The sequence below is a fragment of the Kitasatospora sp. NBC_00070 genome (assembly GCF_045041205.1).
Taxonomy (GTDB): Bacteria; Actinomycetota; Actinomycetes; order Streptomycetales; family Streptomycetaceae; genus Kitasatospora.
Genome location: NZ_CP108248.1, coordinates 62,690 through 86,169 on the forward strand (window position 1 = coordinate 62,690; position 23,480 = coordinate 86,169).

Annotated in this window: 19 protein-coding genes, 1 tRNA gene and 3 pseudogenes; 8 read left to right on the plus strand and 15 right to left on the minus strand. The window is 69.0% G+C overall.

Annotation, left to right across the window (positions count from 1 at the left end; genetic code table 11):
* The first annotated feature begins 1 nt into the window (after position 1).
* Positions 2-1,012 carry a hypothetical protein gene (locus tag OHV05_RS35335; protein ID WP_331729950.1) on the plus strand — a complete coding sequence of 337 codons (1,011 nt, stop codon included), beginning with the start codon at positions 2-4 and terminating at the stop codon, positions 1,010-1,012.
* 264 nt (positions 1,013-1,276) lie between these two features.
* Here the strand turns inward: OHV05_RS35335 and OHV05_RS35340 are convergent.
* A tRNA-Tyr gene (locus OHV05_RS35340) sits at positions 1,277-1,371 on the minus strand.
* A gap of 601 nt (positions 1,372-1,972) precedes the next feature.
* Between OHV05_RS35340 and OHV05_RS35345 the strand changes: the two genes are divergently transcribed.
* Positions 1,973-2,347 carry an HNH endonuclease family protein gene (locus OHV05_RS35345; protein ID WP_331729954.1) on the plus strand — a complete coding sequence of 125 codons (375 nt, stop codon included), beginning with the start codon at positions 1,973-1,975 and terminating at the stop codon, positions 2,345-2,347.
* A gap of 61 nt (positions 2,348-2,408) precedes the next feature.
* Here the strand turns inward: OHV05_RS35345 and OHV05_RS35350 are convergent, their stop codons facing one another.
* Both OHV05_RS35350 and OHV05_RS35355 read right to left on the minus strand, forming a co-directional pair.
* On the minus strand, positions 2,409-2,669 hold the full coding sequence (locus tag OHV05_RS35350; RefSeq protein ID WP_331729957.1) for a hypothetical protein: 261 nt from the start codon (positions 2,667-2,669) through the stop codon (positions 2,409-2,411).
* Between the two features lie 94 nt (positions 2,670-2,763).
* Entirely contained in the window at positions 2,764-4,017 is a 1,254-nt protein-coding gene (locus OHV05_RS35355; protein WP_331729960.1) for a type IV toxin-antitoxin system AbiEi family antitoxin domain-containing protein, read from the minus strand.
* A gap of 585 nt (positions 4,018-4,602) precedes the next feature.
* On the opposite strand from OHV05_RS35355, the gene OHV05_RS35360 reads away from it, so the two are divergent.
* The gene (locus OHV05_RS35360) at positions 4,603-4,878 is read left to right on the plus strand and encodes an isoamylase early set domain-containing protein (protein ID WP_331729966.1); all 276 of its coding nucleotides are present in this window, start codon (positions 4,603-4,605) and stop codon (positions 4,876-4,878) included.
* Between the two features lie 748 nt (positions 4,879-5,626).
* On the opposite strand, the gene OHV05_RS35365 is transcribed toward OHV05_RS35360, so the two are convergent.
* Entirely contained in the window at positions 5,627-6,505 is an 879-nt protein-coding gene (locus OHV05_RS35365) for a replication-relaxation family protein (protein WP_331729969.1), read from the minus strand.
* A 27-nt stretch (positions 6,506-6,532) separates the two neighbouring features.
* Positions 6,533-6,661 carry a hypothetical protein gene (locus OHV05_RS35370; protein WP_331729971.1) on the minus strand — a complete coding sequence of 43 codons (129 nt, stop codon included), beginning with the start codon at positions 6,659-6,661 and terminating at the stop codon, positions 6,533-6,535.
* Between the two features lie 47 nt (positions 6,662-6,708).
* Here OHV05_RS35370 and OHV05_RS35375 point away from each other — a divergent pair.
* Together OHV05_RS35375 and OHV05_RS35380 are read left to right on the plus strand one after the other, a co-directional pair.
* A pseudogene (locus OHV05_RS35375) lies at positions 6,709-7,846 on the plus strand (transposase); the annotation flags it as partial.
* A gap of 436 nt (positions 7,847-8,282) precedes the next feature.
* A complete protein-coding gene (locus tag OHV05_RS35380; protein ID WP_405021616.1) occupies positions 8,283-9,173 on the plus strand; it encodes a hypothetical protein in 891 nt (296 codons plus the stop codon).
* Positions 9,174-9,273: 100 nt separating this feature from the next.
* Here the strand turns inward: OHV05_RS35380 and OHV05_RS35385 are convergent.
* From OHV05_RS35385 to OHV05_RS35395, 3 genes and pseudogenes are all read right to left on the minus strand, one after another.
* Positions 9,274-9,399, minus strand: a pseudogene (locus OHV05_RS35385) (IS110 family transposase); the annotation flags it as partial.
* Between the two features lie 601 nt (positions 9,400-10,000).
* Positions 10,001-11,788 (minus strand): hypothetical protein, encoded by a 1,788-nt coding sequence (locus OHV05_RS35390; protein WP_405021617.1) that lies wholly within the window; start codon positions 11,786-11,788, stop codon positions 10,001-10,003.
* Positions 11,789-11,807: 19 nt separating this feature from the next.
* Positions 11,808-14,273 (minus strand): cytochrome P450, encoded by a 2,466-nt coding sequence (locus OHV05_RS35395; RefSeq protein WP_331729986.1) that lies wholly within the window; start codon positions 14,271-14,273, stop codon positions 11,808-11,810.
* A 373-nt stretch (positions 14,274-14,646) separates the two neighbouring features.
* On the opposite strand from OHV05_RS35395, the gene OHV05_RS35400 reads away from it, so the two are divergent.
* A complete protein-coding gene (locus OHV05_RS35400) occupies positions 14,647-15,252 on the plus strand; it encodes a hypothetical protein (RefSeq protein ID WP_331729988.1) in 606 nt (201 codons plus the stop codon).
* Here OHV05_RS35400 and OHV05_RS35405 read toward each other — a convergent pair.
* From OHV05_RS35405 to OHV05_RS35420, 4 genes and pseudogenes are all read right to left on the minus strand, one after another.
* Positions 15,249-15,461, minus strand: a complete 213-nt coding sequence (locus OHV05_RS35405; RefSeq protein WP_405021618.1) for a hypothetical protein — start codon at positions 15,459-15,461, stop codon at positions 15,249-15,251. The genes OHV05_RS35400 and OHV05_RS35405 overlap by 4 nt on opposite strands.
* Before the next feature lie 31 nt (positions 15,462-15,492).
* Positions 15,493-15,654 (minus strand): hypothetical protein, encoded by a 162-nt coding sequence (locus OHV05_RS35410; protein ID WP_331729994.1) that lies wholly within the window; start codon positions 15,652-15,654, stop codon positions 15,493-15,495.
* Between the two features lie 225 nt (positions 15,655-15,879).
* Positions 15,880-16,263 (minus strand): annotated as a pseudogene (locus OHV05_RS35415) (transposase); the annotation flags it as partial.
* Between the two features lie 358 nt (positions 16,264-16,621).
* Positions 16,622-17,476: a beta-glucanase gene (locus OHV05_RS35420; RefSeq protein ID WP_331729996.1), complete on the minus strand. Its 855-nt coding sequence runs from the start codon at positions 17,474-17,476 to the stop codon at positions 16,622-16,624.
* Here OHV05_RS35420 and OHV05_RS35425 point away from each other — a divergent pair.
* A complete protein-coding gene (locus tag OHV05_RS35425) occupies positions 17,475-17,741 on the plus strand; it encodes a hypothetical protein (RefSeq protein WP_331729997.1) in 267 nt (88 codons plus the stop codon). The two genes, OHV05_RS35420 and OHV05_RS35425, sit on opposite strands and share 2 nt — an antisense overlap.
* Positions 17,742-17,791: 50 nt before the next feature.
* Here the strand turns inward: OHV05_RS35425 and OHV05_RS35430 are convergent, their stop codons facing one another.
* On the minus strand, positions 17,792-18,418 hold the full coding sequence (locus OHV05_RS35430) for an IS6 family transposase (protein WP_405021619.1): 627 nt from the start codon (positions 18,416-18,418) through the stop codon (positions 17,792-17,794).
* A gap of 279 nt (positions 18,419-18,697) precedes the next feature.
* Between OHV05_RS35430 and OHV05_RS35435 the strand changes: the two genes are divergently transcribed.
* Entirely contained in the window at positions 18,698-18,931 is a 234-nt protein-coding gene (locus OHV05_RS35435; RefSeq protein WP_331730001.1) for a transposase, read from the plus strand.
* 208 nt (positions 18,932-19,139) lie between these two features.
* Here OHV05_RS35435 and OHV05_RS35440 read toward each other — a convergent pair whose 3' ends face one another.
* Together OHV05_RS35440 and OHV05_RS35445 are read right to left on the minus strand one after the other, a co-directional pair.
* Positions 19,140-20,903 carry a hypothetical protein gene (locus OHV05_RS35440; protein ID WP_405021620.1) on the minus strand — a complete coding sequence of 588 codons (1,764 nt, stop codon included), beginning with the start codon at positions 20,901-20,903 and terminating at the stop codon, positions 19,140-19,142.
* 1,178 nt (positions 20,904-22,081) lie between these two features.
* A complete protein-coding gene (locus OHV05_RS35445; protein ID WP_331730007.1) occupies positions 22,082-23,458 on the minus strand; it encodes an IS1380 family transposase in 1,377 nt (458 codons plus the stop codon).
* Positions 23,459-23,480: the final 22 nt, after the last annotated feature.

Sequence of the window (23,480 nt, forward strand, 5' to 3'; positions counted from 1 at the left end):
TATGGCCAGACAGCTGACGATCCTTCACCTGCGCTTCCACGGCGTCGGCTTCGAGACCTACGGCGAAGTCCTCCAGACACTCGGGGACATCACCCCAGCCGTCCAGGCACTGCCACCCGACTCGGCGCTCGCCGACATCACCGGCGCACTCACCTACTTCAAGACCACCCCGGCCGAGCTGGCCGACCGGATCCAGACCCGCATCGCAGCCCGATTCGGCATCACCGTTTCGGCAGGCGGTGGACCAAGCCGCATGATCGCCACCATCGCCGCCGACACAGTCCCCACCGGCCAGGCGCTCATCGTGCCCGCAGACCAGGACGCCGTCACCGACTTCCTCGACCGGCAGCCCGTCACCGCCCTGCCCGGGATCGGCCCGGCCCTCGGCGCCAAGTTCCACCGCTACGGCGTCCACACCGTCGGCGCCCTGCGCATGCTGCCGCCGGCCACCGTTCAACGGATCGCCGGACGTTCCACCGGCCTACTCCTCGCCCAGCGCGCTGACGGCCACGACCCACGCACCATCACCCCGGCCGGACCACCCGCATCCGTCACCGCCAAGCGAAGCTTCGACCACGACGTCCTCGACCCCGCCGAAGCCAACCGCGCACTGCTCGCCCTGGCCGTCGAACTCGGCGCCCGGCTCCGCCATGACCACCAGGTCACCCGGCAGATCGAGCTCCAGATCACCTACGCCGACCGCACCCGCACCACCCGAACACGAACCCTCACCGAACCGACCGGCCAGACCACCGTCCTGCAGGAGACGCTGTACGCCATGTTCGGCGCACTGCGCCTGGAACGGGCCCGCATCCGGACCCTCACCGCACGGGCCGGCGGACTCGGCTCAGCCGGCGACGTCTACGTCCAGCTCACCCTCGACAAGAGCACCGAGGACGCCCGCCGCCTGCAACCCGCCATCGACAAAGCCAACAGACGCTTCGGCCAGGCGAGCGTGCTGCCCGGCAGCCTCACCACCTGTGCGGCAACGGCCCCACGCCTACGACGGTGAGCGGCTCGTCCCCGGCGGCGGTCAGCCAGGCGACGAGCCGTCAGGAAGCTGCGCGCAGGTGGCGGGAGGCGGAGGCGACGGCCATCTGGGGTGGCAGTGCCGGCCCATACAGACCCTGCCGTGCTCGGGGGATTGTCGGTGGTGCGTGCGAGGATCGGGCCGCTCTCCGGCACTCCAATGCCCGCCGGAAGAGTCCCGGCATGGCCGGTCGCCGCCTGCTTGCACCAGGCCCAGCGACCGGTCAGGCCCGGGGCAGTGGATGGGCGGAGAGGGCAGGATTCGAACCTGCGCGGACCCCGAGAGGTCCTGCTCGACCGTTACCGGCCAGGCACCCGATCAGCCACTCCGGGCACCTCTCCCAAACCTCCGGGGCGGCGCTTGCCCCTTCGGCGTGACACCACTCTGCCCGCCCCGCCTGACCGACTCCTGACCTGCGACTGACAGCCCTGGCAGTACGCGATGCCCGTCCTGGGCGCGGCTGCGGCCGGGCAGCAGGCCCTTGATCGCGGACGGCTGCGGGCCGATATGACTTCTCCCTCTTTGGGGTGGCCCGCCAGCTGACGGGTACTCAAGATCCGTACCAGGGCGTCAGGAAGGTCCACGACAAGTCGTCGACGAAGGAGTCACGTTGCGGATCCCTGCCCTGGCCAAGACAGCGCTCACCATCGCCGCGGGAGCGGCTCTGCTCGCCACCCTGGCCGCCGCGCCCGCCCAGGCCGCCGCCGGCGGATCCCCGGCTGGGGCGCGGCGGGAGGACGGACAGATCGTCACCGTGCCGTTGTACGAGGCGATCGAGCAGCTCACCGAAGCCGACGAGGACCGCACCGGATACGTCCGCAGCGCGTTCCGGCACTGGGTGGACGCCGACCGCAACGGGTGCGACGCCCGCAAGGAGGTCATCCTCGCCGAGGCGCTTGTCGCGCCGACGGTCGGCGCCAAGTGCGCGCTGACCGGCGGGCAGTGGCTGTCCCTGTACGACGACGTCACCACACCGACGCCTCGAAGATCGACGTCGACCACATGGTCCCCCTCGCCGAGGCCTGGGACTCCGGAGCATCTGCCTGGACCGCCGCCGAGCGCCAGACCTACGCCAACGACCTGGATGAGCCCCGGGCGCTGATCGGCGTCAGCTTCCAGTCCAACCGGTCCAAGGCCGACAAGGACCCCGCCCAGTGGCTGCCCACCGCCACCGCCTACCGCTGCACCTACCTGCAGGACTGGACCGCCATCAAGACCCGCTGGAACCTCACCGTCGACCCCACCGAACACAACGCCCTGCGCAACCTCGCCTCCGACTGCGACAACACCGGCCTCACCGTCACCCTCGCCCGCTGACACCCGGTAACGGACACGAGTGGGGCAGTCTCCCGGGCCTGGTACGGATCAGCGGCGCCGTCTACGACCTCGACATCCCACCGCGCCGGGTGCGGGCGGAGCAGGCCGAGCAGGAGGCCCAGGCGGCGGGAGCGGGAGCCGCCGAGGCGCAGTACCAGTTGGAGCTGGCCGAGCACGATCTGGTGGAAGCAGAGCGGCGGGAGAGCGGAGCCGTAAGCGGGGTGGAGACGGCGAAGGCCGCGCTGGCCCAGGCGGAAGCCGACCTGGACGCCTGGTTCAGCGCCGCCTCGAAGGCGCCCGGGGTCGCGTACGTCTTGCCCACTCGCTGCTCTCCGTTGCTCGTTCTTCCGGCAAGCCTAGAGCGCAGGCGTTGTCTGAAGCACAGTCAAAGGTCACCGCTGCGGAGCGGCTGTGTGTCAGCGGCCAGTGGTGGGGACGTCTGGTGCTGAGTGGCCCTGGCGTTGCCGCTCCTCATCGGGTGTTGCGCCTTCGGTGTCTGTCTCGGACGGTGGGAGAGCGTTCGAGCCGTCAGGGTTCAGTGCGGCGCTCCCCAGACCGCGCAAGCCCTCGTCCACGATCTCCGCGATCTTTCGCACCTGGTCTGCGTCTGCGGCGGGGAGTTCCAGGCGGTGCAGAGCGTCTTGTGCCACTACCGCGGGGAGCTCCAGCCGAGACAAGGCCTCCCGCATCGCCTCGTTGATCGCGGGCAACTCCAGGCGGGTGATGGCGTCACGCACCACTTCGTTGAACGGGGTCATCATTCGTTCCATGGCGGCCCGGAGTTCGGCTCGGGTCTCAACCGCCATGGAGAGTTCGCCCATGCGCTTGAGGACCGCGTCGTCGATCGGGGAGACGATCGACCGAAGTGCTTCACGCGTCGCAGGGTTGAGGAGATCTGGCGGGCGCGCTTCGGCGAACCTCGCCGCCAAGATCTGAAGGACGGGCGTGTTCCTCGAGGCGTCTGCGGCTCCTCGGCCGTACGCCACCCGGGCAACGTCTCTGACGTCGTCAGCGCGCAGGCGGGCGCCGGCCTGCGTGACCAGATGGTCGATCAGCACCCTTCCGTCCGCCGCCGGAGCAACGCCGTATGCCTTCGCGAAGGGCGCTACTCTTGCGGAGAGCGACTTTGTGGTGATGAGGTCGCGGTGTTCGGCGTCGGCGATGACTCCGCCGATGTGGCCGGCGTCCGCACGGGCGCGCAGCAGGTCGATGATGGTGCGCTCGGCGGTAGTGACCGGCAGGCCGTCAACCAGCGTGATGTCTTCGGGTTCGAGGTAGCCGGTCAGCAGGTGGATGTCCGGGTCGCGGGTGACCCTGCGTCGCGGAACGGTGATTTCAACGTTGCCTGCGGGGATGTCACCCAGGTCGTGGAGGAGGCATGCGGAGGTGTGGGAGACCACGCCGGAGTCAGGGTCCGTGGTGCTGCGTTGCCAGGCTGCTTTGGAGGGTGCCAGGCGTAGCCAGGCGACTTTGATCTCCAGGTGCTGGGGGTAGCCGGCGCCGGGGACGATGTAGACGCCGCGGCCGACGTGCTGGAGGAGGCCGTTGTCGGTGAGGCGCTTGAGCCGTACGCCGCTGACGCCTTGTTCTGCGGCTTGTTTGGCGGTGAGCAGGCCCCATTGATCAGCGGCGATGCCGTTGACGGCCACCATCTGCTCCGCCTGGTCCATACATCAATACTTACATGCCATTGCAGCTTTTGTTACACCCAGAGCGTAACGAACGCTGCAATGAAGCCGGATGGGCCCTGTGCAGCTTCCGCGCATAGACCAGCAGCGAGATAGGCGATGGGTGGAGTGCCGCAAATTGCCGGACGACACTGCGTCTGGGCGGCATGATCCATGGCATGGGAGATGAGACAGAGGCTCCGTGGGTGTACGACACGGTGGCCAGATGGTGGGTCGACCTGTCGCGGGGGACCACTGGACTGGAGCCGGGGCTTGCAAAGCAGCGCTGCAGATGCCGGGCTTGCCGCGAGAGCCTTGTTCCGGGGCCCCAACACCTGGGCCAAGCTCGGAATCTTCGACGCCAAGGCCAACGGCAACAACGTATGGACCACCGACGCCAGCCAGCCCCGTTGGTACTCCGGTACCGCGGCAGCCCCGCCGTTCCCGGGCAGGCCCGGGAACGCCCTTACTCCGCGCAGGTGACAGCAGAACCGTTCCGCCCCGCCATGCGCGGCCCGCGGCCCCCGCTCACACGAGTATCAAGAACAACACCTCCCCCCAACCGACACCCCCAAGGAGCAGCGGCTCATGCTGGAGCGCACCCGCACCAAGAAGCAGACCGAGGTCACCTTCGTCCTCCCCGCGGGTCACCCCGCAGGGGATGCCAGTGTGGTGGGTGACTTCAACGGCTGGCGGCCCGGCGCCCATCCGCTGATGCCCCGCCCGGACGGCAGCCGGGCAGTCACCGTCGCCCTCCCCCACGACCAGCAGCTGGGCTTCCGCTACCTCGCCCACGGCGACTACTGGTTCGACGAAGACAACGCTGACGGCCACAACGGCAGCAACAGCCTCCTGCACACCTGACACCCCCACCAAACAACGAGCGGCGCGCAGCTTCGGGTGCGGAACGCCGCCATGTCACCCCGCTGCCCGGGCCCAGGCGAGGGAGTATCAGGAATTCGGCTCCGTCCCGTAATCGGTGGTAACGGAGTGTCAGGTAGGCCGGGCGGGTGTCGGTGAGCGGATCGTGGCAGGTCGCCGTGCTTCGGGCCTCCGCGTGGCGTCACACCCTCACGGGGCTCTCCACCTCGGAGGACCGCATGCTTCCGGGGCCACCAGCCCCGGCCGTACGGCCCTCGACCTGGGACCATCACCTTCAGCAACGGCAGTTACGTCTCGTTACCACCGGATATGAGACAGAGCCCCCGTCGGTAGGTCGTCGTCCGTTCCTGGCGGGCAGGTCCCGGCCGGTGCCGGAGGTGAATCGTTGCCCTTGTGGCCCGTCATTGGCCGCCGACCCGAGATTCAAGCACCCAGGCCCAGCAACGCGCACCGCTGTCGAGCGCCACCCAGCGCGGCGGCCCATACCTCTGCCGAAGCCCTTCCTCCTCGGCCGGCACCGGTGACGGAACCGGAAACACGCTCAGAACCGGCCGGGCACGGTGCGATGCGCGGTCACCCCCGGCAACGAGGGTGACCTCCATCTCCTCCCCCAGCTCACTGTCTGCTGCGGTTCGGCCCCCAGGCCCGTGCGGGCCCACATGAGCACCCGACTGGCCCCGCTTCTTCTCCTGGCCCATGACCTCACCCGTCTGTCCCTCGCACAGCCGCGTCACGGCCTGCACCGGCTGCCAGCATCGCTGCGCCCTCCCTCCCCAGGCACGCCCAAGAACGCACTGCACAAGGCAGTGATGAGTGTCCGCAGACCAGCACTCACACGCCGCGACCGCCAGCCGGATCGGCTGGGTCGCGCACCAGGCGGCCAGGGTGCGGCGTGCTGGGTAGCTGGCACGCCGGTTCCCGCTGCGCGCGGGAAGCCCCCCGGGGGGCTTCCGGAGGGTGTCCTCCCGAAGGCTGACAATGCGGTACAGGCCGGGCCGGGGCCTTCGTAACTCGCGGCGGGTGCTTCCCTGGACCGGGCCGGCGGTGGCGTAGGGGACACTGGTGGCCACACCGGGGCGGTCGTCGTCCAGGCGGTGGGCCCGGCTCCCGTGAAGACCAGGGCGACGGGCGGATAGCCGGGCCGGTCGTGGTCAGGCCAGGTCCGGCGCCACCAGTGCACCATCCGGTCCTCCGGCTCCTCATAGGCCAGCACCGGATCGGTGCTCCTCACCTTGGCGCGGAACAGCTCGCGGTAGGCGGTGAACTTCGCGGCCACCCGCTCCGGCGACATGGTCGAGCGGTCGGCCTCCACCATCAGCACCGGCACCCCGGTCTCCGCGCCCTGCCACACCGCGTCCGGGCGCACCTTCCGCCAGCCACCCGCCAGCGCGTACTCCACCTCCGTCGCCCAGTCCGCCACCGTGCCGACCCCGCCCGGCGCGTCCGTCGCGGTGCCGCCAAGGACGAACGCGGCGATCGTCTCGTTGACCGCCATCGCGTGCCGCGCACCCGTACGCCCGGCGGTGCCCGTCGCCGCTACTGTCCCCGGCCGAAGCTGTGCCGGGACAAGGCGTACTGGCAGGACCCTCGGAAGGCAGGGGTGTTGCAAAGTCCGATGAGCTCGTGAGTGCGCCGGTCAGGCGATGCCCAGGAGGTCAAGCGGGCGGGTGAAGGGCTCGTAGGAGGCGTGCCGGAGGCCAGCGGCGATGTTGTGGTGCCCTGCAGCGCGGAGGGCGTTGATCGTCAGGTTGCGCAGGGTCGCCATGTTCTCGGGGCCATGCCCGGTGCGGACCCTGGACGCGTCCTCGCGGACTGGGGCTGTTCCCCACGCTGGGCTACCAGCGGGTGTGGGACAAGCTCGTCGCGGGCCTGCACGGGCTGGATCTGCATGTGCCCTCGGAGAAGGGGCTTCGGGACCTGCGGCGACGCCTGGGGCCGGCACCGCTGCGGGCACTGTTCGAGGTCCTGGCGGTGCCACTGGCCCGGCCGTCGACACCCGGCGTGAGCTACAGGCACTGGCGAACCGTCGCCTTCGACGGCTGCAGCTCGATCAAGGCCCCGGACCAGCCTCGCATCCGCTCCCTGCTCGGCAAGGTCCGGCACCACTGGGGTATGGCCGGCTACCCGGTGCTGCGGGCTCCTGGGGGCGGTCTTCGGGCCGACGAGCACCGGTGAGACGACGCAGGCGTCGATGCTGCTGCCACTGCTGTCACCCCAGGTGCTCCTGCTTGCCGACCGGGGCTTCGACAGCGACGATTTCCTGGGAGCCATCGCCGACACCGGAGCCCAACTGCTGGTCCGGATCAGCTCCAAGCGCCGTCCCGCCATCCTTGCCACCCTGCCCGACGGCTCCTACCTCACCCGCTTCAACGGCCTGGACCTGCGCATCATCGAAGCCGACGTCACTGTCACCACCAGCGCAGGACAGCGCATCGGCGGCCACTACCGGCTGGCCTCCACCCTTCTGGACCACCGTGCCGATCCGGCCGAAGCACTCGTCCGTCTGTATCACGAGCGGTGGGAGATCGAGTCCGCCTTCTACTCCCTGCGCCACACCCTGCTCACCGGCCGGGTCCTGCGCTCTTGCGACGCGCCGGGTCTGGAACAGAAGATGTGGGCTCTCCTGGTCCTCTACCAGGCACTACGAGCGGCGATGGTGGACGCAGTTGAGTCCGCCCCCGGCACCGATCCCGACCGGGCCAGCTTTACCGTCGCGCTCCAATCGGCTCGCGATCTGGTGGTCTGCGCAGGCGGCGTCCTGCCCGAGGGTCAGGGCCCGGCAGCAGCCGGAGGTATCGCCAATGCCGTCCTGGCCGCCCTCCTGCCCAGCCGACGCCCGCGCATCAGCGCCCGCAAGGTGAAGTCCCCGACCTCGCGCTACCCGGCCAACCCGACCACAGCGCACCCGCTGACCAGCCAGAAGATCATGCGTCTGGACATCGAGATCCATCGCGAAATCTCCAGGCCCGACGCCCCACTGGCGGGCGGCAGCTCGAACGGACAGACCGGAGCCGGCCGCAGAAACCAGGTCCTCCAGTTCCTGCGGGCCTCCCCGGACCGGGCCTGGCACGCCACCGAGATCGCACAGGTCCTGGGGTGGACGAACTACAGGAGCGTCTGCACCCAACTCGCTTACTGGGCAAGGGAAGGCCTCCTGCAGAAGGTCGCCCGCGCGACCTACACGCTCGCGCCGGCCTGGATGCTCCACGATCACCAGCAGCCAGCACAACCCGCGCCATTGACAGACCCATCGGCCGCTTAACTTCGCGGCCTTGGTTCAACCGGAGCTTCGATGCGTACGTGACGGGCCGACTCAGACCTCTCACACCATCGTGACCTGCGGACTCACACGATCAGCGGGACTTTGAAACACCCCTGGGATCCCGGTGCGGCACCCGCAGATGGTCGCCGCCGGCCGGCACTACGGCTGCCAGGTGGTCAGTTGCGTCCCTTACGATCCCGAATCGAAGGGCGGTGCGGAGGCGACGGTCAAGATCGCGAAGGCTGATCTGGTGCCGACGAGCGCGAACCTGCTGCCCGCCTACGACTCGTTCGCCGAGCTCGCCGATGCCTGCCTGACCTGGTGCGATGCGGTGAACTCGCGCCGTCACCGGGCGACCGGGCAGATACCCGCCGACCGCCTGGACGTCGAACGCACCACCCTGCACATTCTGCCCGTCGAGCCGCTCGCACTCGCGCTGGGTGAGGAACGGCTGGTCGGCTCGGACCGCACCACCAGCTTCAACGCGGTGCGCTACTCGACCCCGCCCGGCTATACCGGAGCGAGGGTGTGGTGCCGGGTCGTCGGCGAGGAACTGTCCATCACCGCCCTCACCAACTCCGGTGATCTCGCGGAGATTTGGCGTCACCAGCTCTCCACCCCGGGTGTTCCGAGAATCATCGACGCCCACTATCCCGACCATCCCGACGGCCGCGGCATCCACCAGCCCAGGCTCCAGCCCCGCTCGGAAGCGGAGATCGCGTTCGTCGGCATCGGCCCCGGCGCGGGCCGCTGGCTCAAGGAAGCCGGGCCCGCCGACGCCACCCGTATCCGCGCCAAAATGGCCCGAGCGGTCGAGCTGGCCACCGTCCTGGGCAACGACAAGGTCGACCAGGCCCTCGGCCTCGCGGCCACCGCCGGGCGCTTCGCCGACGACGACCTCCTCTCGATCCTGGGACACATCGCGGACAGCAAGCCCGCCGGCGAGGTCGTCCGCGCGGACGAAGCCCACTCCGTCCAGAACGGAACCATCGGCTGGCAGGCCCTCGGCCGCTGAGCCAACACCCGCTCCGCGAAAGCCTTTGGCCACACATCACTCAAGAGAACGGCACCTCCATGAGTTTTCCCAACCCGCCCGCCCTCCCCGAGGAACTCGACGGTTCGCTGTTCGGCAGCCGCTTGTCGAAGACCCGCTTGCCGGCCGGGGTCAGGGCGGTGCCGTGGTGCTCGCCCTTGCCGACGTCCAGGCCGAGGAAGGCGTCCACATCTCCGGTGTCGATCACGCTGTTCCCTTACGAGGTCGTGCTGTCCCGGCCTCGTTGGCGTGGCACCAGTCGCCGGCATCCACGTTACGAAGAGCCTCCCAGCGAGCTGGTGGTCCTGCGTCTATCAGCGGTCTACCGGTGCCTCCGGCCCGGTGACACCACCCCCGGATCATGCGAACTACAGGGAACAGTCATGCCGGGCCGGAGGCCGGGAGCCCCGTTGCGGGGCCACGAAAAAGGTAACGGGGGGGGCTTGTGCCCACCCCCACCGTGAGGGGAGGGCGGCGGGAAGTGACGGTGCCGGTGGGCCCGTGGGCCGGGCCGGGCATCGGCACCATGGGCGAGGGGTCGGGTCCGGGTCCGGGTCCGGGTGGTGGTGCGGGGCATCCCACACCTGCGTTCCTGGCGAGCCGTCAACTGACCTGTTAGCAACCAAGATCCCAGCTTCAAGGCCGAGCTCACCAGGGGTGCAGTAGAACGGCGTCACACCGTCCCAGGACCGGAAACTCACCCAGCGGGTCGACTCGTCCCGGTCCCGCCCGAAGCAGACCTGACGGACCGCCGCCTTCAGGTTGTCGTACCGAGGACGAGGGCGCCGGCCCCGCGTGGGTGTCGGATGTCATCGGCAGGTGCTGACGATTCCGGCGACCATGCGGTTGTAGGGGTTGACCCCGGCGAGTTCCACCATTCCCGTGCAGACCCCGAAGAAGGCTCGGCGTACCCTGAGTCCTTCCTCAGCGGTCAGGCGGTACGTCTCCCTGACCGCCTGGTCCACGTCGATGAACAGCCCGGCCGCTGTGCCGCCCGCAGGCGTCCGGCCGAGGACGGCCTGGCGCCAGATCCGGCCGATCAGTGGTCGCAGTGCGGCCGCGGAGCCGCTGCGGGGGGCCCCGCTCTCCGACAGGACGGCGTCGTAGAGACGCTGCCAGTTCTCCGCGAGCCGAGCAAGGTCGTGGATGCTCTCGGCGCCCTCGCAGCGCGCGAGGGCGGAGTGGGCCTCGGTGGAGCAGTGAGTGGAGCCGGTGGCGTCGGGGAGGCATCTGCGCAGAACGCGCTGGGCGTTGTCGTCGACGGACCGGACCGTTCCGGCGCGCCACAGCGGTTCCCAGGCCGCTGTGTGGAGCTCGGCGCCGGGTGTGAGTGTGCACCCGGTGCTGCGCAGTCGACGCCCCGGTGGTGGCAGGGCGTAGGAGGCGGCCACCTGGCTGCCCGGGCGTCCCAGTACGTCGAGTTGACGGCCGACGAGGTAGCGCGGCACCAGGAGGTACCACAGGCAGGCGCCCATGGAGAGCTCGGCCGCCTCCTGATGACCGGTCTGCCCGCACTCGCAGGCCAGGGCGGCGTCGCAGGCCTCCGACAAGGCGGCCCCGTAGCCTTCCACGCTCCGGCATCCGCCGCAGACCAAGGCCAGCAGGAGAGTGTTGAAGCACTCCCGGTGCACGTAGTCCGACACGGCGTCGACTATGTCGTTGTACCGCAGCAGGTTGTCGACCGACCGGGCGATGGCGGGGCAGGAGCGGGTGGTCGTGAAGACGCCGTGGTCGTCGCTGACGTGCCGGTAGTGGTCGGTGGCCAGCATCACCCGGTGGTGCGGGGCCATCGCGCCGTCCCACCAGCGTGCGCGCAGGAACTCGTGCGGCGTCACGGAGGTGCCGGGCGGCCCGGACGCGGCATCGGGCACGGCCTCGGTCAGGGCGTCCTTGACCGTCATCAGGCCGCCCACCGCGACGATGTCCTGGATGGTCTGGTTGACGGCGGTCCCCGCCAAGCAGGTGAGGCCTTCGCTGGCAGCCACCATGTAGGGGTGGTGCCCGCCGGCGCCGGAGTCGTCGCGTGCACCGGCGAAGTCCACGGCGGTGGTCAGGCACAGCAGCGAAGCGCACAGGTCGTGCAGCCGCGCGTCTTCGCCCCGGATGAACTGCCAGGTGTAGATGCTGCCCCAGAGTTCGCGCATGGCCATGATCGGGTCAGTCGCCTGCGCGTTGCGCCTTCGGTACTCCGCCCACAGCTGCTTGACCTCACCGCCCTTGCGCGGGGCGATCCGGGCGAGGGCGGCCAGCCCTGCGGCGGCGGGTGTCGCGCCGTTGCGCCACAGCCCCGTCGCCTGGACGGCGACCGTGCGGCGGACGGTGTCGGCCATCGCACCAGCCAGCACGGCCTGGCGCACCTCGTCCGAGTAGACGGCCGCGAGGATGCTCCGCGCCGTCTGGTAGCCGTTCTCGTGCAGGGGCATGGAGCAGGACCGGTAGGGCTGGTAGCGGGGGGTGTCGACCATACGGGTCCCGAGGGGGGCGGGAGCCCGGCGGCGGTCGGCGGCCGGTGTGCCCACGGCGGACAGCAGTTCTGCTGCCTTCTCGTCGATCAGGCCGCAGTCCGCGGCGTTCCACATGTCGGGCGGGCTCTTCATCTCGTCCTTCTGCGTGGGGTCAACGGTCACGGCGGGTCAGCAATCCGGCGAGCTGGACGAGATCGGTGTCCGGGCCGGTGGGGGCGCCCGCGTCCGCCAGGCAGCCGAGAGCCAGAACCGCGCGACGTCCGGCCTCCTCCTGGGCCCAGCTCCGGCCACCCGCGGCCTCGATCAGTTCGCGGATACCGGCGAGGGCATGACGGTCCAGCGGCTCACGTTGACGGTAGACCTCGGCGAGCCGGTCGCCCGCCGCGGTGCCGGAGGCGAGGGCGGCCACGACGGGGAGGGTCAGCTTGCGGGCGGTGAGATCCGCGTCGGCGGATTTGCCCATGACGCCCGGCTCACCCCAGATACCGAGCAGGTCGTCAGCCAGTTGGAACGCGACGCCCAGATGGTGACCGAACTGCCGGTAGCGGTCCGCCTCCTGCGCGCCGGCCCCGGCGGCCAGCGCCCCGAGGTGGCAGGCGGCTCCGAGCAGCGCACCGGTCTTGCCCTCCGCCATCGCCAGGCACTGCTCGACCGTCGCCTCGGCCGGGCCTTCGAAGGCCATGTCCGCCGCCTGTCCGGTGCAGACATCCAGAAGCGCGCGGGTCAGTACCGGGGCCAACGGCGTGGCGGCCAAGGTGTCGAGTGCCAGCACCACCAGAGCGTCTCCGGCGAGTGTCGCCCGGGGTGCACCGAAGACCGTCCACGCCGACGGCCGGTGCCGCCGGTGCCGGTCCCCGTCCATGAGGTCGTCGTGCAGCAGGGTGAAGTCGTGGGCAAGCTCCACGGCGACCGCCGCCGTGACAGCGGCGGTCGCAACAGTGGGCGCGGTGGTCTTGGCCCCGGCCACCGCCCTGGCACAGGCCAGCACCAGGGCCGGGCGCACCGCCTTGCCCCGCCGAGGGGATGGGCGGCCCTCGGCGTCCCACCAGCCGGCGTGGTACCCGGCCACCAGCCGCAGCGCCGACGGCAATCGGTCAACCGCCGCGCGGTGCACGGGCTCGGTCAGGACCTGGGCCTCTGTCAGGATCCGCCCGACCGGACGCCCGAGGGTCGGCGCAGCCTCGGACGCGGGCTCCGGCACACAGGTGGCCGCAGGGGCCGAGGGCGTTGGCGTCGGAGCCGTAGGAGACCTGGTGAGCACCCGCATTCTCAGCTCCTGCGGCCGTAGGACGGCGCCCCGGGCAGGGCGGACCGGCGGGCCCTCGACATGCTCCAGCCGCCAGTGGGCCGTGACGGTGGCGAGGGCGAGGGTGGCCTCCATCAGTGCGAAGGCATCGCCGATGCACTTGCGCGCTCCCCCGCCGAAGGGGAGGAAGGCGTCGTGTCGGGGCGCGGCCGGGGCCCCGACCGGCCGGGGCGCCCACCGGTCCGGGTCGAAGGTGGCCTGGGCGGCGTGGATTTCCTCGGTGTGGTGGATCAGGAAGGGGCTGCAGACGACGGAGGTGCCCTTGGGCAGGTGGTAGCCGCCGAGCACTGTGTCGTCAGTGACGGTGCGGGTGACGAACCACACCGGCGGGTACAGCCGCAGGGTCTCCAGGATCACGTTGCCGGTCAGCCTCAGGCCGGGTAGGTCGGCCTGGGTGGCAGCTCTGCCGCCGAGCACCTCGTCGACTTCGTGGTGCAGCCGTTCCTCGATCGAGGGGTGCTCGGCGAGAAGGTGCAGGGCCCAGGCCAAGGTGGTCGCCGTCGTCTCGGTTCCGGCGAGGAAGAACGAGAGGATGGTGTCGTTGATTTCACTGTCCGTCAGCCCCCAGGCTCCCTGGCCGTTGGCTCCCTCGCGGTCCGGCTCCGAGTCGCGCGCGGCGAGCATGACGGAGAGCAAGTCAGTCTGACTGGAGGCACCGGCGCGTCGTTCCTGGACGATCTCCTCGATGGCGGCCCGCAGACGAGTACGCGCCCTGCTGTAGGCGCGGTTGCCGGGGGTGGGCAGCCGGTCGAGCGGGGGCGGCATGAGCATACGCCGGTAGATGCCGTCGCCGATGGTGGTGATGTCGTCGAGGAGCCTGCCGCGTAGCGGGGCTGGCAGGGTGTCGGAGAACATCGTCGCCGTCAGCACCTCGGAGGTCAGCGTCATCGCTTCGGTGCGTACGTCCACGGTCTGGCCGTCATGCCACGATGTGGACATCGCGCCCGCCCGGTCGGTCATCGCCTGCGCGTAGTTGGCGAGACAGGTGGTACGGAAGGCCGGCTGGACCAGCCGCCGTTGCCGCCGATGGGTGCCGTGAGGGCAGTTGACCAGACCTCCGCCGATGACCTCCCGGATCCGGCGGTAGAGCGGCCCGCCCTTGTCGAAGGTGCGGTCGTCGCAGAGCACCTGCCGGGTGAGGTCGAGATCGCGGACCAGGACCAGTCTGGCCGGTCCGACGCCGATCTCCACCGCGCCGTCGGTGGCCGGCAGGCCGGCCAGGAACCCGAGCGGGTCGCGCAGCAGCGGCCAGAGGTGACCGAGCAGCGGTATTCCTGAACCTGCCCGGGGTACCGCGTTCGAAAGCTTCATGATTCTCTTTCCTGCGGGACATTCTCGTCCCGGTGTTGCTTCCCCTCCCACGCCCCGGAGAGACCCCCGGCAGGTAGGCCGCGGGAGCGCGACCGGCGCGCGCCGCCACCGCGCGCGGGCGAGTGGGGGATCCTGCGCGGCACGCCTTCGAGGAAGGAGTGCCGCGTTCGGGTCGCGAGGCTTCGACAGGATCAGTGCGGTCGGCTTGGTCGCTGCCAGGTTCATGCAGTTCGGTGGGCGGAGCCGGGCAGCTGATGCCCGCCGGCGGCCGCGTGCTCACCGTGTGTGAGGCCGGCAACGCCGCGGTCCGGGCCCGCCTTGTGCATGGTGCCCGGGCCACGATCGGCACGGACACCGAAGACTGGCCCCGCTGGTGCTGCCTGCGACCGTCCGGCAGGTCACCGGATGGCTCACCCGCTACCTCGACTACCTGGGCAGCGACGAGAAGCTCCAGATCAAGCACCTCCTGGCCCGCTGCCCGGAACTCGCCGCCGGAGCCGAACAGGTCCGCGACTTCGCCGAGACAATGACCACCCTCACCAGCGAGCGGCTGCCCGAGTGGATCGAAGCCACCGAAGCGATCGACCTCGCTCCTCTACACGGCTTCGCCCACCACCTCCGACGCGACCTTCCCGTCGTCGCCGACGACACCCGCCACGACATCATCACCGCCCAGCTGCGCACCGCCTACGCCGACCTGATCACCGCGCTGGAGGAGACCTTCCTGCGTCGGCACACCAGCGGCGCCGACGAGCTGGACCCGCAGGCAGCGGCGCGCGGCCGGGATCTGGGCCTGGTCGTGGACGACCGTCCAGCTCTTCTCGACGCTGCCGGAGGGAGGGGCGGTGCGCCTCGTCGCAGACCATCAGGTCCAGCGAGGGGAGCACCTCGCCCTGGGCGCGGGCCCAGAAGGCGTTGGCGCCTGCGGAGGCGTAGGTGGCCAACGGGCGTCAACCGGCGCAGTCCCCGGGCCGCCTAGGTGATCCACGACGCGGCCATAAGACCGTTGGTCGAGGCGGTCACCCCCACCGGGAGTTCGTCCTGGACCGGCGAGCACACCGCCCGCACCTCCCCGCCCCGGCTGGCCGCCCGCCAGGACCCGATCATCTGCGTGAGCAGATTCAGCGAGGGCACCACCACCAGCACCGAGCTGCGGGGCGCCAGCCGCTGGGCGGCGAACGCGCCCACGTAGCTCTTCCCGGTACTCGGGGCCCCTCATCTACACCGTCACCCGCAGACCGCCCTGCGCCAGCTGCCCCGGACGGGGGGTGAGGCCCAGCACGGTGGCCGCCATCGCCTCCTTCTGGTGGGCGCGCAGCCTCACCTGGTGCGAGGGGGTGGTGCGGTGACGGGGCATCAGGCCCGGTACGGCGCTGTTCATGAGGAGTGATTCTCTCGCTACCACTCCGGGGGCGTGGCCGGATTCGCGGCCTGGCGGCACCGTACGCATGGGTGTGCCCGCGGGCGGGAGAGGAAGGGCGGCCGGATCCCCAACCCCGATGTCGTGGCCGAGCTCGCGCAGGTGTGGGGGCGGACTCCGAGAGCTGGCTGGGAAGGCGCCGCCGGCTCGTGGTCCAGCTAGAGGTTGTCCCGTATCGGTGGGTCGTTAGCTGGTGAGGGCGAGGTTGTGGAGGCGGGCGATGCCGAGGATGGCGTGGTGGACACCGGTTCCGCGTAGGCGGCAGTCGCGGAGGATCTTCCAGTTCTTCATGCGGGAGAAGACGTGCTCGACTCGGGCTCGTGCCCGTCGGTGGATGGCGTTGTCGGCTTCCTGTTGAGGCGTCAGGTGTTCTTGGCCGCGGCGTCGGCGGTGGGGCATGAGAACCCCTGTGCCTTGGTAGCCGCCGTCGGCCAGTACGGGTGCGTCGCGGCAGGCCTGGTCGACGCCGGATTCGGTGAAGGCCCGGCAGTCGTTGCGGTTGCCGGGCAGCGGGAGACCGACGGCGACGACGAGCCTGCTGTTGGCGTCGATCACGACCTGGTGGTTGGTGCACCGGCCGCGGCGCGCGTACGAGGCCGGGGTGGCTGGGGCGGGCGCGGCCGGGGCGGGCTCCCCCGCCCCCAGGCGGGCCGATGGTCGGACGCCACACCCAGGCCCCCGCACACCACCCGGCGTGCGGGGGCCCACCCCCGACTCCCCCGGGCATCCACCCAGTGCCGGGGGCCGCCCCCTGTGCCCCGGGCCCCAGCAGAGCCCGGCACCCAACCGCCCGCCCCCCAGGACAGGAACCGGGCACCCCCACGACCACCCCATACACCCGCCACCCCCACTTCAGCCTCGCGAGTCGCCTGGCAACGCCCAGGGCCAGCAGTAGCGGGCGCGGCCAGGAGACGGGCGCCACCCCGGCTCAGCCCGCACCACCGGGCCGAGGTCCGCGGGGTGACCGGCAGGCGGCACCGCTCACCGTGTCGGGGGCGCTGCCGCCCGCCCGGGTGGCGGGCCGGTCGATCAGCAGGCAGTCGATGCCGAAGGTAATGGGTTGGACGCCCGCCGGGCGGGGGTGCCAGTACCCGTCGCTCACCGACAGGTTGACGATCGGGTGGGCCAGGTAGTCGGGCCCCACCCCGGAGCGGTCGCGGTAGACCGCCGGAAGCCGGCCGGGGTCGGTCCCCGCGTACCAGGTGAGACTGTTCTCGCCGAAGTGCGCGGCGATGTAGATCCACTGGCCCGGGGCCACCGCCGGATCGACGTAGTAGAGGTTGCCGCCCTTGACGTGGTTGACGAACTCCAGGGTGTGCGGGTGGTCCTCGTGCCACTCGAAGAGGTCCACCTCGTGCCCCTTGTTTCGCCAGGTCCACACCGCCGGCCACGCCCCAGTGCCGTCCGGCGGCAGCTGCACGTGGACCAGGAGGAGATCACCGGTGCCGACGGTGGCCCGGTCACCGCCGCTCGCGCAGTAGTCGTCGGTGGTGAGCAGTCCGGTAGTCCAGTTGTCCTCGGACTCCTTCCTGGCCGTGATAGTCAGGAAGCCGTTCGCCGTGCTCAGGGCTTCCTTCGCGAGGCGGTCGAGCTTCCAGCCGGTCGGGTTGGTGGTCCGGCACCGGTACGCGATGGTGTCCGGGCTCCAGGTCCGCCCTGTCCCCCAGTCCGGTGCCTGGAACCGCTCCAGGAACTCCGGGGCGTCCGGCGACGCCCCGTCGGCGGGGGCGAGGACGGACGCCATCGCCATCGCGGTCGCGACGAGCGCTGTGAGCATCGGCATGACGAAGGACCTCCTGGGCACGGATACGAGCGATGCTCACATGCTGGCGGGCCCCGCGCACTCTCATTCACCAGCCCCACCACCGGCCACCTGGCCAACACCAACTCGTCACCACCACCGGCCACAACAACGAAGCCCCACCTTCACCGCCAACCTCAGCAGCTGCGACGCCCCCGCCAACATCGCCTTCGACACCAGCAACGCCACCTTCACCGCCCGCCCCCTCAGCGACCCCAACGGCGTTGTCACGTTGTTGGTTGGTTGATCGTTTGGGGTCGCGTCGGGGTGTGGTGGGGTGCGGGGTCGGCTCGTGGGTCAGGACGCCGCTGGCCGGCTGGTGGCAGTGGTGATGTGGTCCCAGATCGTGAAGCGGATGGTCAGCTCGAGGCGGTGTGCGCCGGCGGTCATGAGGTGGCGGTGGGGTCGGAAGTGGGGGCTGATGCCGCTGAACGCGGCCAGGAACCGTTGCGCTGACCCGACGGTGCGGAAGCCCTTCATCGCGCGTTCTCGCTGCCTCGTTGGCTGGTGGCTGTTCTCGGCCCGGTTGTTCAGGCCCTTGTGCGAGCGGTGCTCCACCGAGGGCATGACCTCGCGGTGCGCGGCCCGGTAGGAGGCGAGCTTGTCGGTGACGACCACCCGGGGTACGGCGGTGGTGGTTGTGAGGAGCCGGCGGAAGAACCGCCTGGCCGCGGCCTTGTCCCGCCGGTTCTGCACCAGGATGTCCAGGACCTCGCTGTCGGCGTCGACGGCCCGCCACAGGTACTTCCACTCACCCTGGATCTTGATGAACACCTCGTCCAGGTGGACCACACCGCGCTGGAGCATCAGCTCCTCCACCTCGCGGAAGGAGAGCGGGAAGCGGAAATACAGCCACATGGAGTGGGAGATGTCCTCCGCCGGGTACCGGTGATTGCTGTACGACGGCACCGCAGGCGACGACACGAACGACCCCTCACAAGACGACCAACCCCAAGATCATCCCAGACCCGGACAACAACGTGACAGCGCCGGTTGCAGTGCCGCGCCAGGTTGCAGGTGCTCGGCCACATCCCGCCCGCCGAATACGAAGCCAACTACTACCAACAACACCCAAACATGCAGGTCACAGCCACAACCTGAAGTCTCGAACAAACCCGGGGCGGGGCTTCCTGTGGGCGTGCGAACAAGGCTCTGGGACTGCACAACCTCCCTTCCCAGTCCTGGGACGTCAACTGGGGCTGGGTGCTGGCCGCGAACCTCGCCGCCGACCTGGACGCCTGGACCCGGCTCCTCGGCCTGCACGACCAGCCCGGCCTCGCCCACGCCGAACCCGACACCATGCGCTACCGGCTCTACCACCTGCCGGCCAGGCACACCCGCCATGCCCGCCGCTGCTGGCTCACCCTCAGCCGCACGTGGCCCTGGCGCGAAGCCTTCCAGACCTGCTGGCACCGGCTCTCCGCCCTGCCAGCCTGAGCTGACAGACCAACAGCCGTCCCGACGAAGACCAGGAAGGGGCAGACCCGCAACATCTCCCGGGCCAGTGGAACCCGGCACAGCCGCAGCGTCACGCGAAGGCCCACCACCTCACCCCAGAGGACAAAGCGGGCGAAGTGAAGCGGTCAGACACCAGCGATCACCGCTGACGAATCGAGGTGAGAGCAGCAATGATCCACCCTTGTTGTCACGACGAGTCGGCCTTCGTCTGCTTTTGCTGCATGGGGAATGGGAAAGCGCCGTCCACGGGTGCGACCGGGTCGCTCAATCCCGTCCCTGTGGGAAGTATTCGGCTGAGTATTTCCGGGTGAGGAACCTGGATGTTTCTTGCCTCCATTTGAGCCGGGTCAAGGTGGATGGGCTGGGGAGCGCCGTCGCTGCCAACAGTGATGATGTACTGCCTGCAGGCTATGTGCCGCCCAGCCCTTTCGCCTCCCCCGTCGACTGCGGTTTCCGTGTCGACAAATATTCCCTGGGAACTGGTCTTAATTTCTTTGCCTTGGAATTCTATGGGCCTTCCTCTGTAGAGGACAATGCCGCCCGGACCGGTCTCCCAGAGACTAGGGGCTCCGTATTTTCCGGGGAATGTGAATCGTCCTTGGAAGGACTGCACCGGTTTGCTCGGCATCGCACCTTCAGGGAGGACAGTGCTGAGTGCTTCCGCATGGGGAACATGGATTTTCTTGCCATTCAGTGCGATGATATCGAGATGGATTGGGTTTGGCTTTCCGTCGCTTCTGGTGGTAACGATGAACTGTCGGCTGTCGCCGTCTGCCGATTCGATGTAGGCACCTTGGGGACCGGTCCTGAGTTCTTTTCCCCTGAATCTCAAAATCTTTCCCCGGTAGCGGAGCCGACCCACTCCGTCGACCTCCCATGCATCAGGGGCAGCACCCTCATCGGAGAACTCCCCGAGGCCGCTACGCGGCATAGGATTGCTGAGGACAACCCCTGGGGGAAGCATGGTTCCCAGTGCTTCACTTTGAGGGACGCGAATGTTTCTTGCGTTCCATTCACTGAGCGTATACCGAATGGCTGCGAAGGAAGTTCCTTCGACAGTGCCAAGATACCTGATCTTGTCGTCACGGCCAGCCTCGATATAAATTCCATGGGCATTCCATCTGACTTCCTTGCCGTCGAATTTTACGGGCCGTCCCCCGTAGAGAACCCGGTTGTCGCCATCATAAAACCAGCCCGCCGAAACCAGGCACACCCTCCCTGGTTCCCAGTCTAGGTCAAACCAATCACCACTGGCATTTTCCTCGATAAGCCCGGATCCCAAGTCATTCATCGTTAGGGCCCGCCTTTTCTCCTTCCAGCACATGATCTCCATGGCGCCGGAGTTCATCACATACAGCCATCCCGGGTCTCGAGCGATACGATGGACATCATTTCCTTCGAAGTAGACCGGGCGCCCCTTGTACATCACTCGCACGTCGCTGCCGGAGCTGGCGAGGGAGAAGCGCACGGGTGCCTTCTTCCTAACCCCAATGATATTTATCAGCCCATCCCGATCCTCTGCCGATATTGCGCCGGAATATACAGATTCAAGCAGCCCCACAAGCCGGTCAGATTCCTCCTTCGGGTCCTTCACGCGAGGTCCGTGCCGCCGTGTTTGCTTCCGTTCCTTGGCGGGCGTTGGAGGGTCTTTCCTTTTCTCCTTCGGCACGGTGAGGGTGATGGGGTGGCCGATTCGGTCGGTCGGGTGGATGTCGCCTTGGTGATCGGTGGCGACGTCGTCGTCGGACAGTCGACGACGGGATCCTGTGAGGTAGGCGCGCCCTGCTGATCTGCTGATGTAGAGGTGGCCGGCGCTGTCCCGGAGGACCTCCTCGAATCGCCCTGGTGCGGTCTCGAAGCGTGTGACGTTCACGGGTTCTGGAGGTGCAAACTGAACATCCTCGGCTTTGATCCCGGTTGCTTCAACGTAGCTCCGGACAAGCGTTTTCACGCTTGCTGTGATGGAGTGCAGTGCGTCAGGCGAGCCACAGGCGGGGCAGGCCAGGGCCAGGGGGGCGCAGGCCTCATGGAATGAGAGCCTGCACCCAGTGCAGACTGTGTGGGGGGTTTCGGCTTCTGCGTCCGTATCGCGTCGGCAGCCAGGGAATGCACAGGGCATGGATACCTCCATGATTTTGCTTCTCGAACTCCCGACTTTACCGAGGCGGCCGGGATGAGCTGATGGTCGGCCGGGTCCTGCCCGTCCAGGCACAGTCATGAGACTGGCAGATTTGGGTGGAATGGTTCTTCAGATCCTATCGCTGCCAGATCCGCAGTTACTCCTCGAGTTCTCTTGTGAGATTTTCCTCAAGGAGATCTTCGGGGAGAATGCCAGGGTTTCCTTTCGCTTTTTCCATTATTTCTTTTATTCCTGCTTTGAGCCATTGTCGGTGGCCCCGGGCCTTCTCCGCGGTTGCCTTCTGCGTCGTCCAGGCGGTGGAGTCTGGCCCCGGGCGTGTGAGCGAGAAGGCGTAGTCGATCTGCGAAGCGGGATTCGTGCGGGGCCCAGATCCATATGCTGGGGTTGTCGGGGTGGATTTTGATTTCCCATTCTTCCCGCATATCAAGGGGGCCCCGGTGGCTCCGACAGCACCTTCGCCCCATTGGTTGCCCGCAGCGCGTGAGGAGGTTTCGATCGTTGGGCTCCCAATCGTCCACTGGGAGCCATGGCGCCGCTCGGGCATATTATCGTCCCAGATGTACACTCTCTCATTGCTGACGGGGTCGCACCCGGTCCACCAATGCGCCCCCTTGAAATGCGAGTATTCTTCATGGTGTTCGAGGAGTGATATAGGGCACCGGAGGCCTCCTGCTGGACGGGAACATACCTTGGGTTCCGGGTAGAACGGACCCGTTCATCGTCGCGGGTGATGCGGCCGCGGCTCAAAGACGTCAAGGCCGGATGTGAGGACGACAACCCGGCGCCAAGGTCTGCCCACTCTGGGCCTCGTCCTAACCTCGATCTTGCATGACGGCTCGTCAGTTTGGCTGGCGGGTCGTTTCTGCTTGTCTGGGGTGGGTTTTCTGCCTGTAGAAATGCCGAGGGCCCGGCTGTCGCGTCGGGTGGGCGCCGGGTTCCACAGCTCCGGAAGTGGTCGAGTGCTCGTCGGGGTGGGGCGTTATCGCTGGTCAGCCGGGGTCTGGCAGGGCGTGTAGGCGTGCGAACGCGCTGGTGATCACGTCGGTCCAGGGCCAGTGGCGGGCGAGGCGGAGGTAGCGGCGGCGGCCGGTGGTGACGAGCTGGGCGGCGGCGGAGAACAGCCGCAGTCGCAGGCGTTTGGGTTCCCAGCGGCGGGCGGTGCCGGTCAGGGCGAGCATGGGCATCCAGGCGAGCAGGTCGAGTGCGAGCTGGACGATCTCCAGCCAGATCTGGTTCTGGGTGGCCTGGTGGAGGGGCAGGTTGCGCAGGCCGGTGTCGCGGGCGGCGCGGATGCGGTCCTCAGCGCGGGCCCGCTGACGGTGCCGCAGCTCCAGCCGGGCGATCGGGGCGTGGGTGGTGTTGGTGGCGAAGCAGGTCAGCCGCATTCCGTCGGCGTCGGTGAAGCGCAACTGCGCTCCGGGGTGCGGCCGTTCCTTGCGGACGATCAGCCGCATCCCCTTCGGCCAGCCCTTGAGGACATCGCCGGCGAGCTCGGCAACCCAGGCGCCGTCGCGGATCTCGCCGCCGGGTTCGACTGCGGGGGTCCATGCCGAGGCCGGGACCAGGAGAACGGCCTGGTGGATGCCGCCGGTGATGGTCATCCCGACCGAGTAGGACAGCCATCGGCCGCGTGCGGTGAGCCAGTTGAGGAAGTCGTGGGTGCCGCCGGCGGAGTCGGTTCGGATCAGGGTGCGGCGTCCGCGCCGGTACTTCTTCGGCAGCTGGGCCAACGCCGTCCGGGCCGCTTCGATGTGGTCGGCGGCCGTGTTGCTGCCCGCGTTCCCCGGCCGCAGCAGCCCGGCGACCGGCTCCCCGGACCCGTCCGGGCCGTGGTCGACGAACGCGAACAGCGGATGGTGGCCGAACGTCTTCTTCCAGGTCTTGGCGGCGTCCTGCTTCTCGGAGTGCGACAGGACCAGCACTCCGTCGATGTCCACGATCACCTCGCCGCCCGCGTCCGGGGCCGCCTCGCCGGCCAACCGCCAGACCCGCCCGCGGACTTCGGCCCGCGCCCGCCGGATCGCCCCCAGTGCACGGGGCCCGGCCGCGGCGAGGGTGTCGACCAGGCGCGAGACGGTCGGATCGGAAGCGACCGGTCCGAACACCGCGGGCTCGGCCCGCAGCATCGCGACATCAGCCAGGCAGTCCCCGCCAAGGGCCACCGCGAGCGCGACATCCAGCAGGACCTTGCCCGGGTCATGGACCGCGCGCGCCTTGCGCCACGGCGCCAGTGCCGCCGATATCGCCGCGTCCAGCCCCACCTTGCGGGCCGTCTCGACCAGCAGAACGGCACCGGACTGCGAGACCACCCCGCGACCACCGCCCTCGACGCGGACACGCGGATACGACCCGCTACGCTTACTCACCTGGAAAGTGCCTCCGACCGGG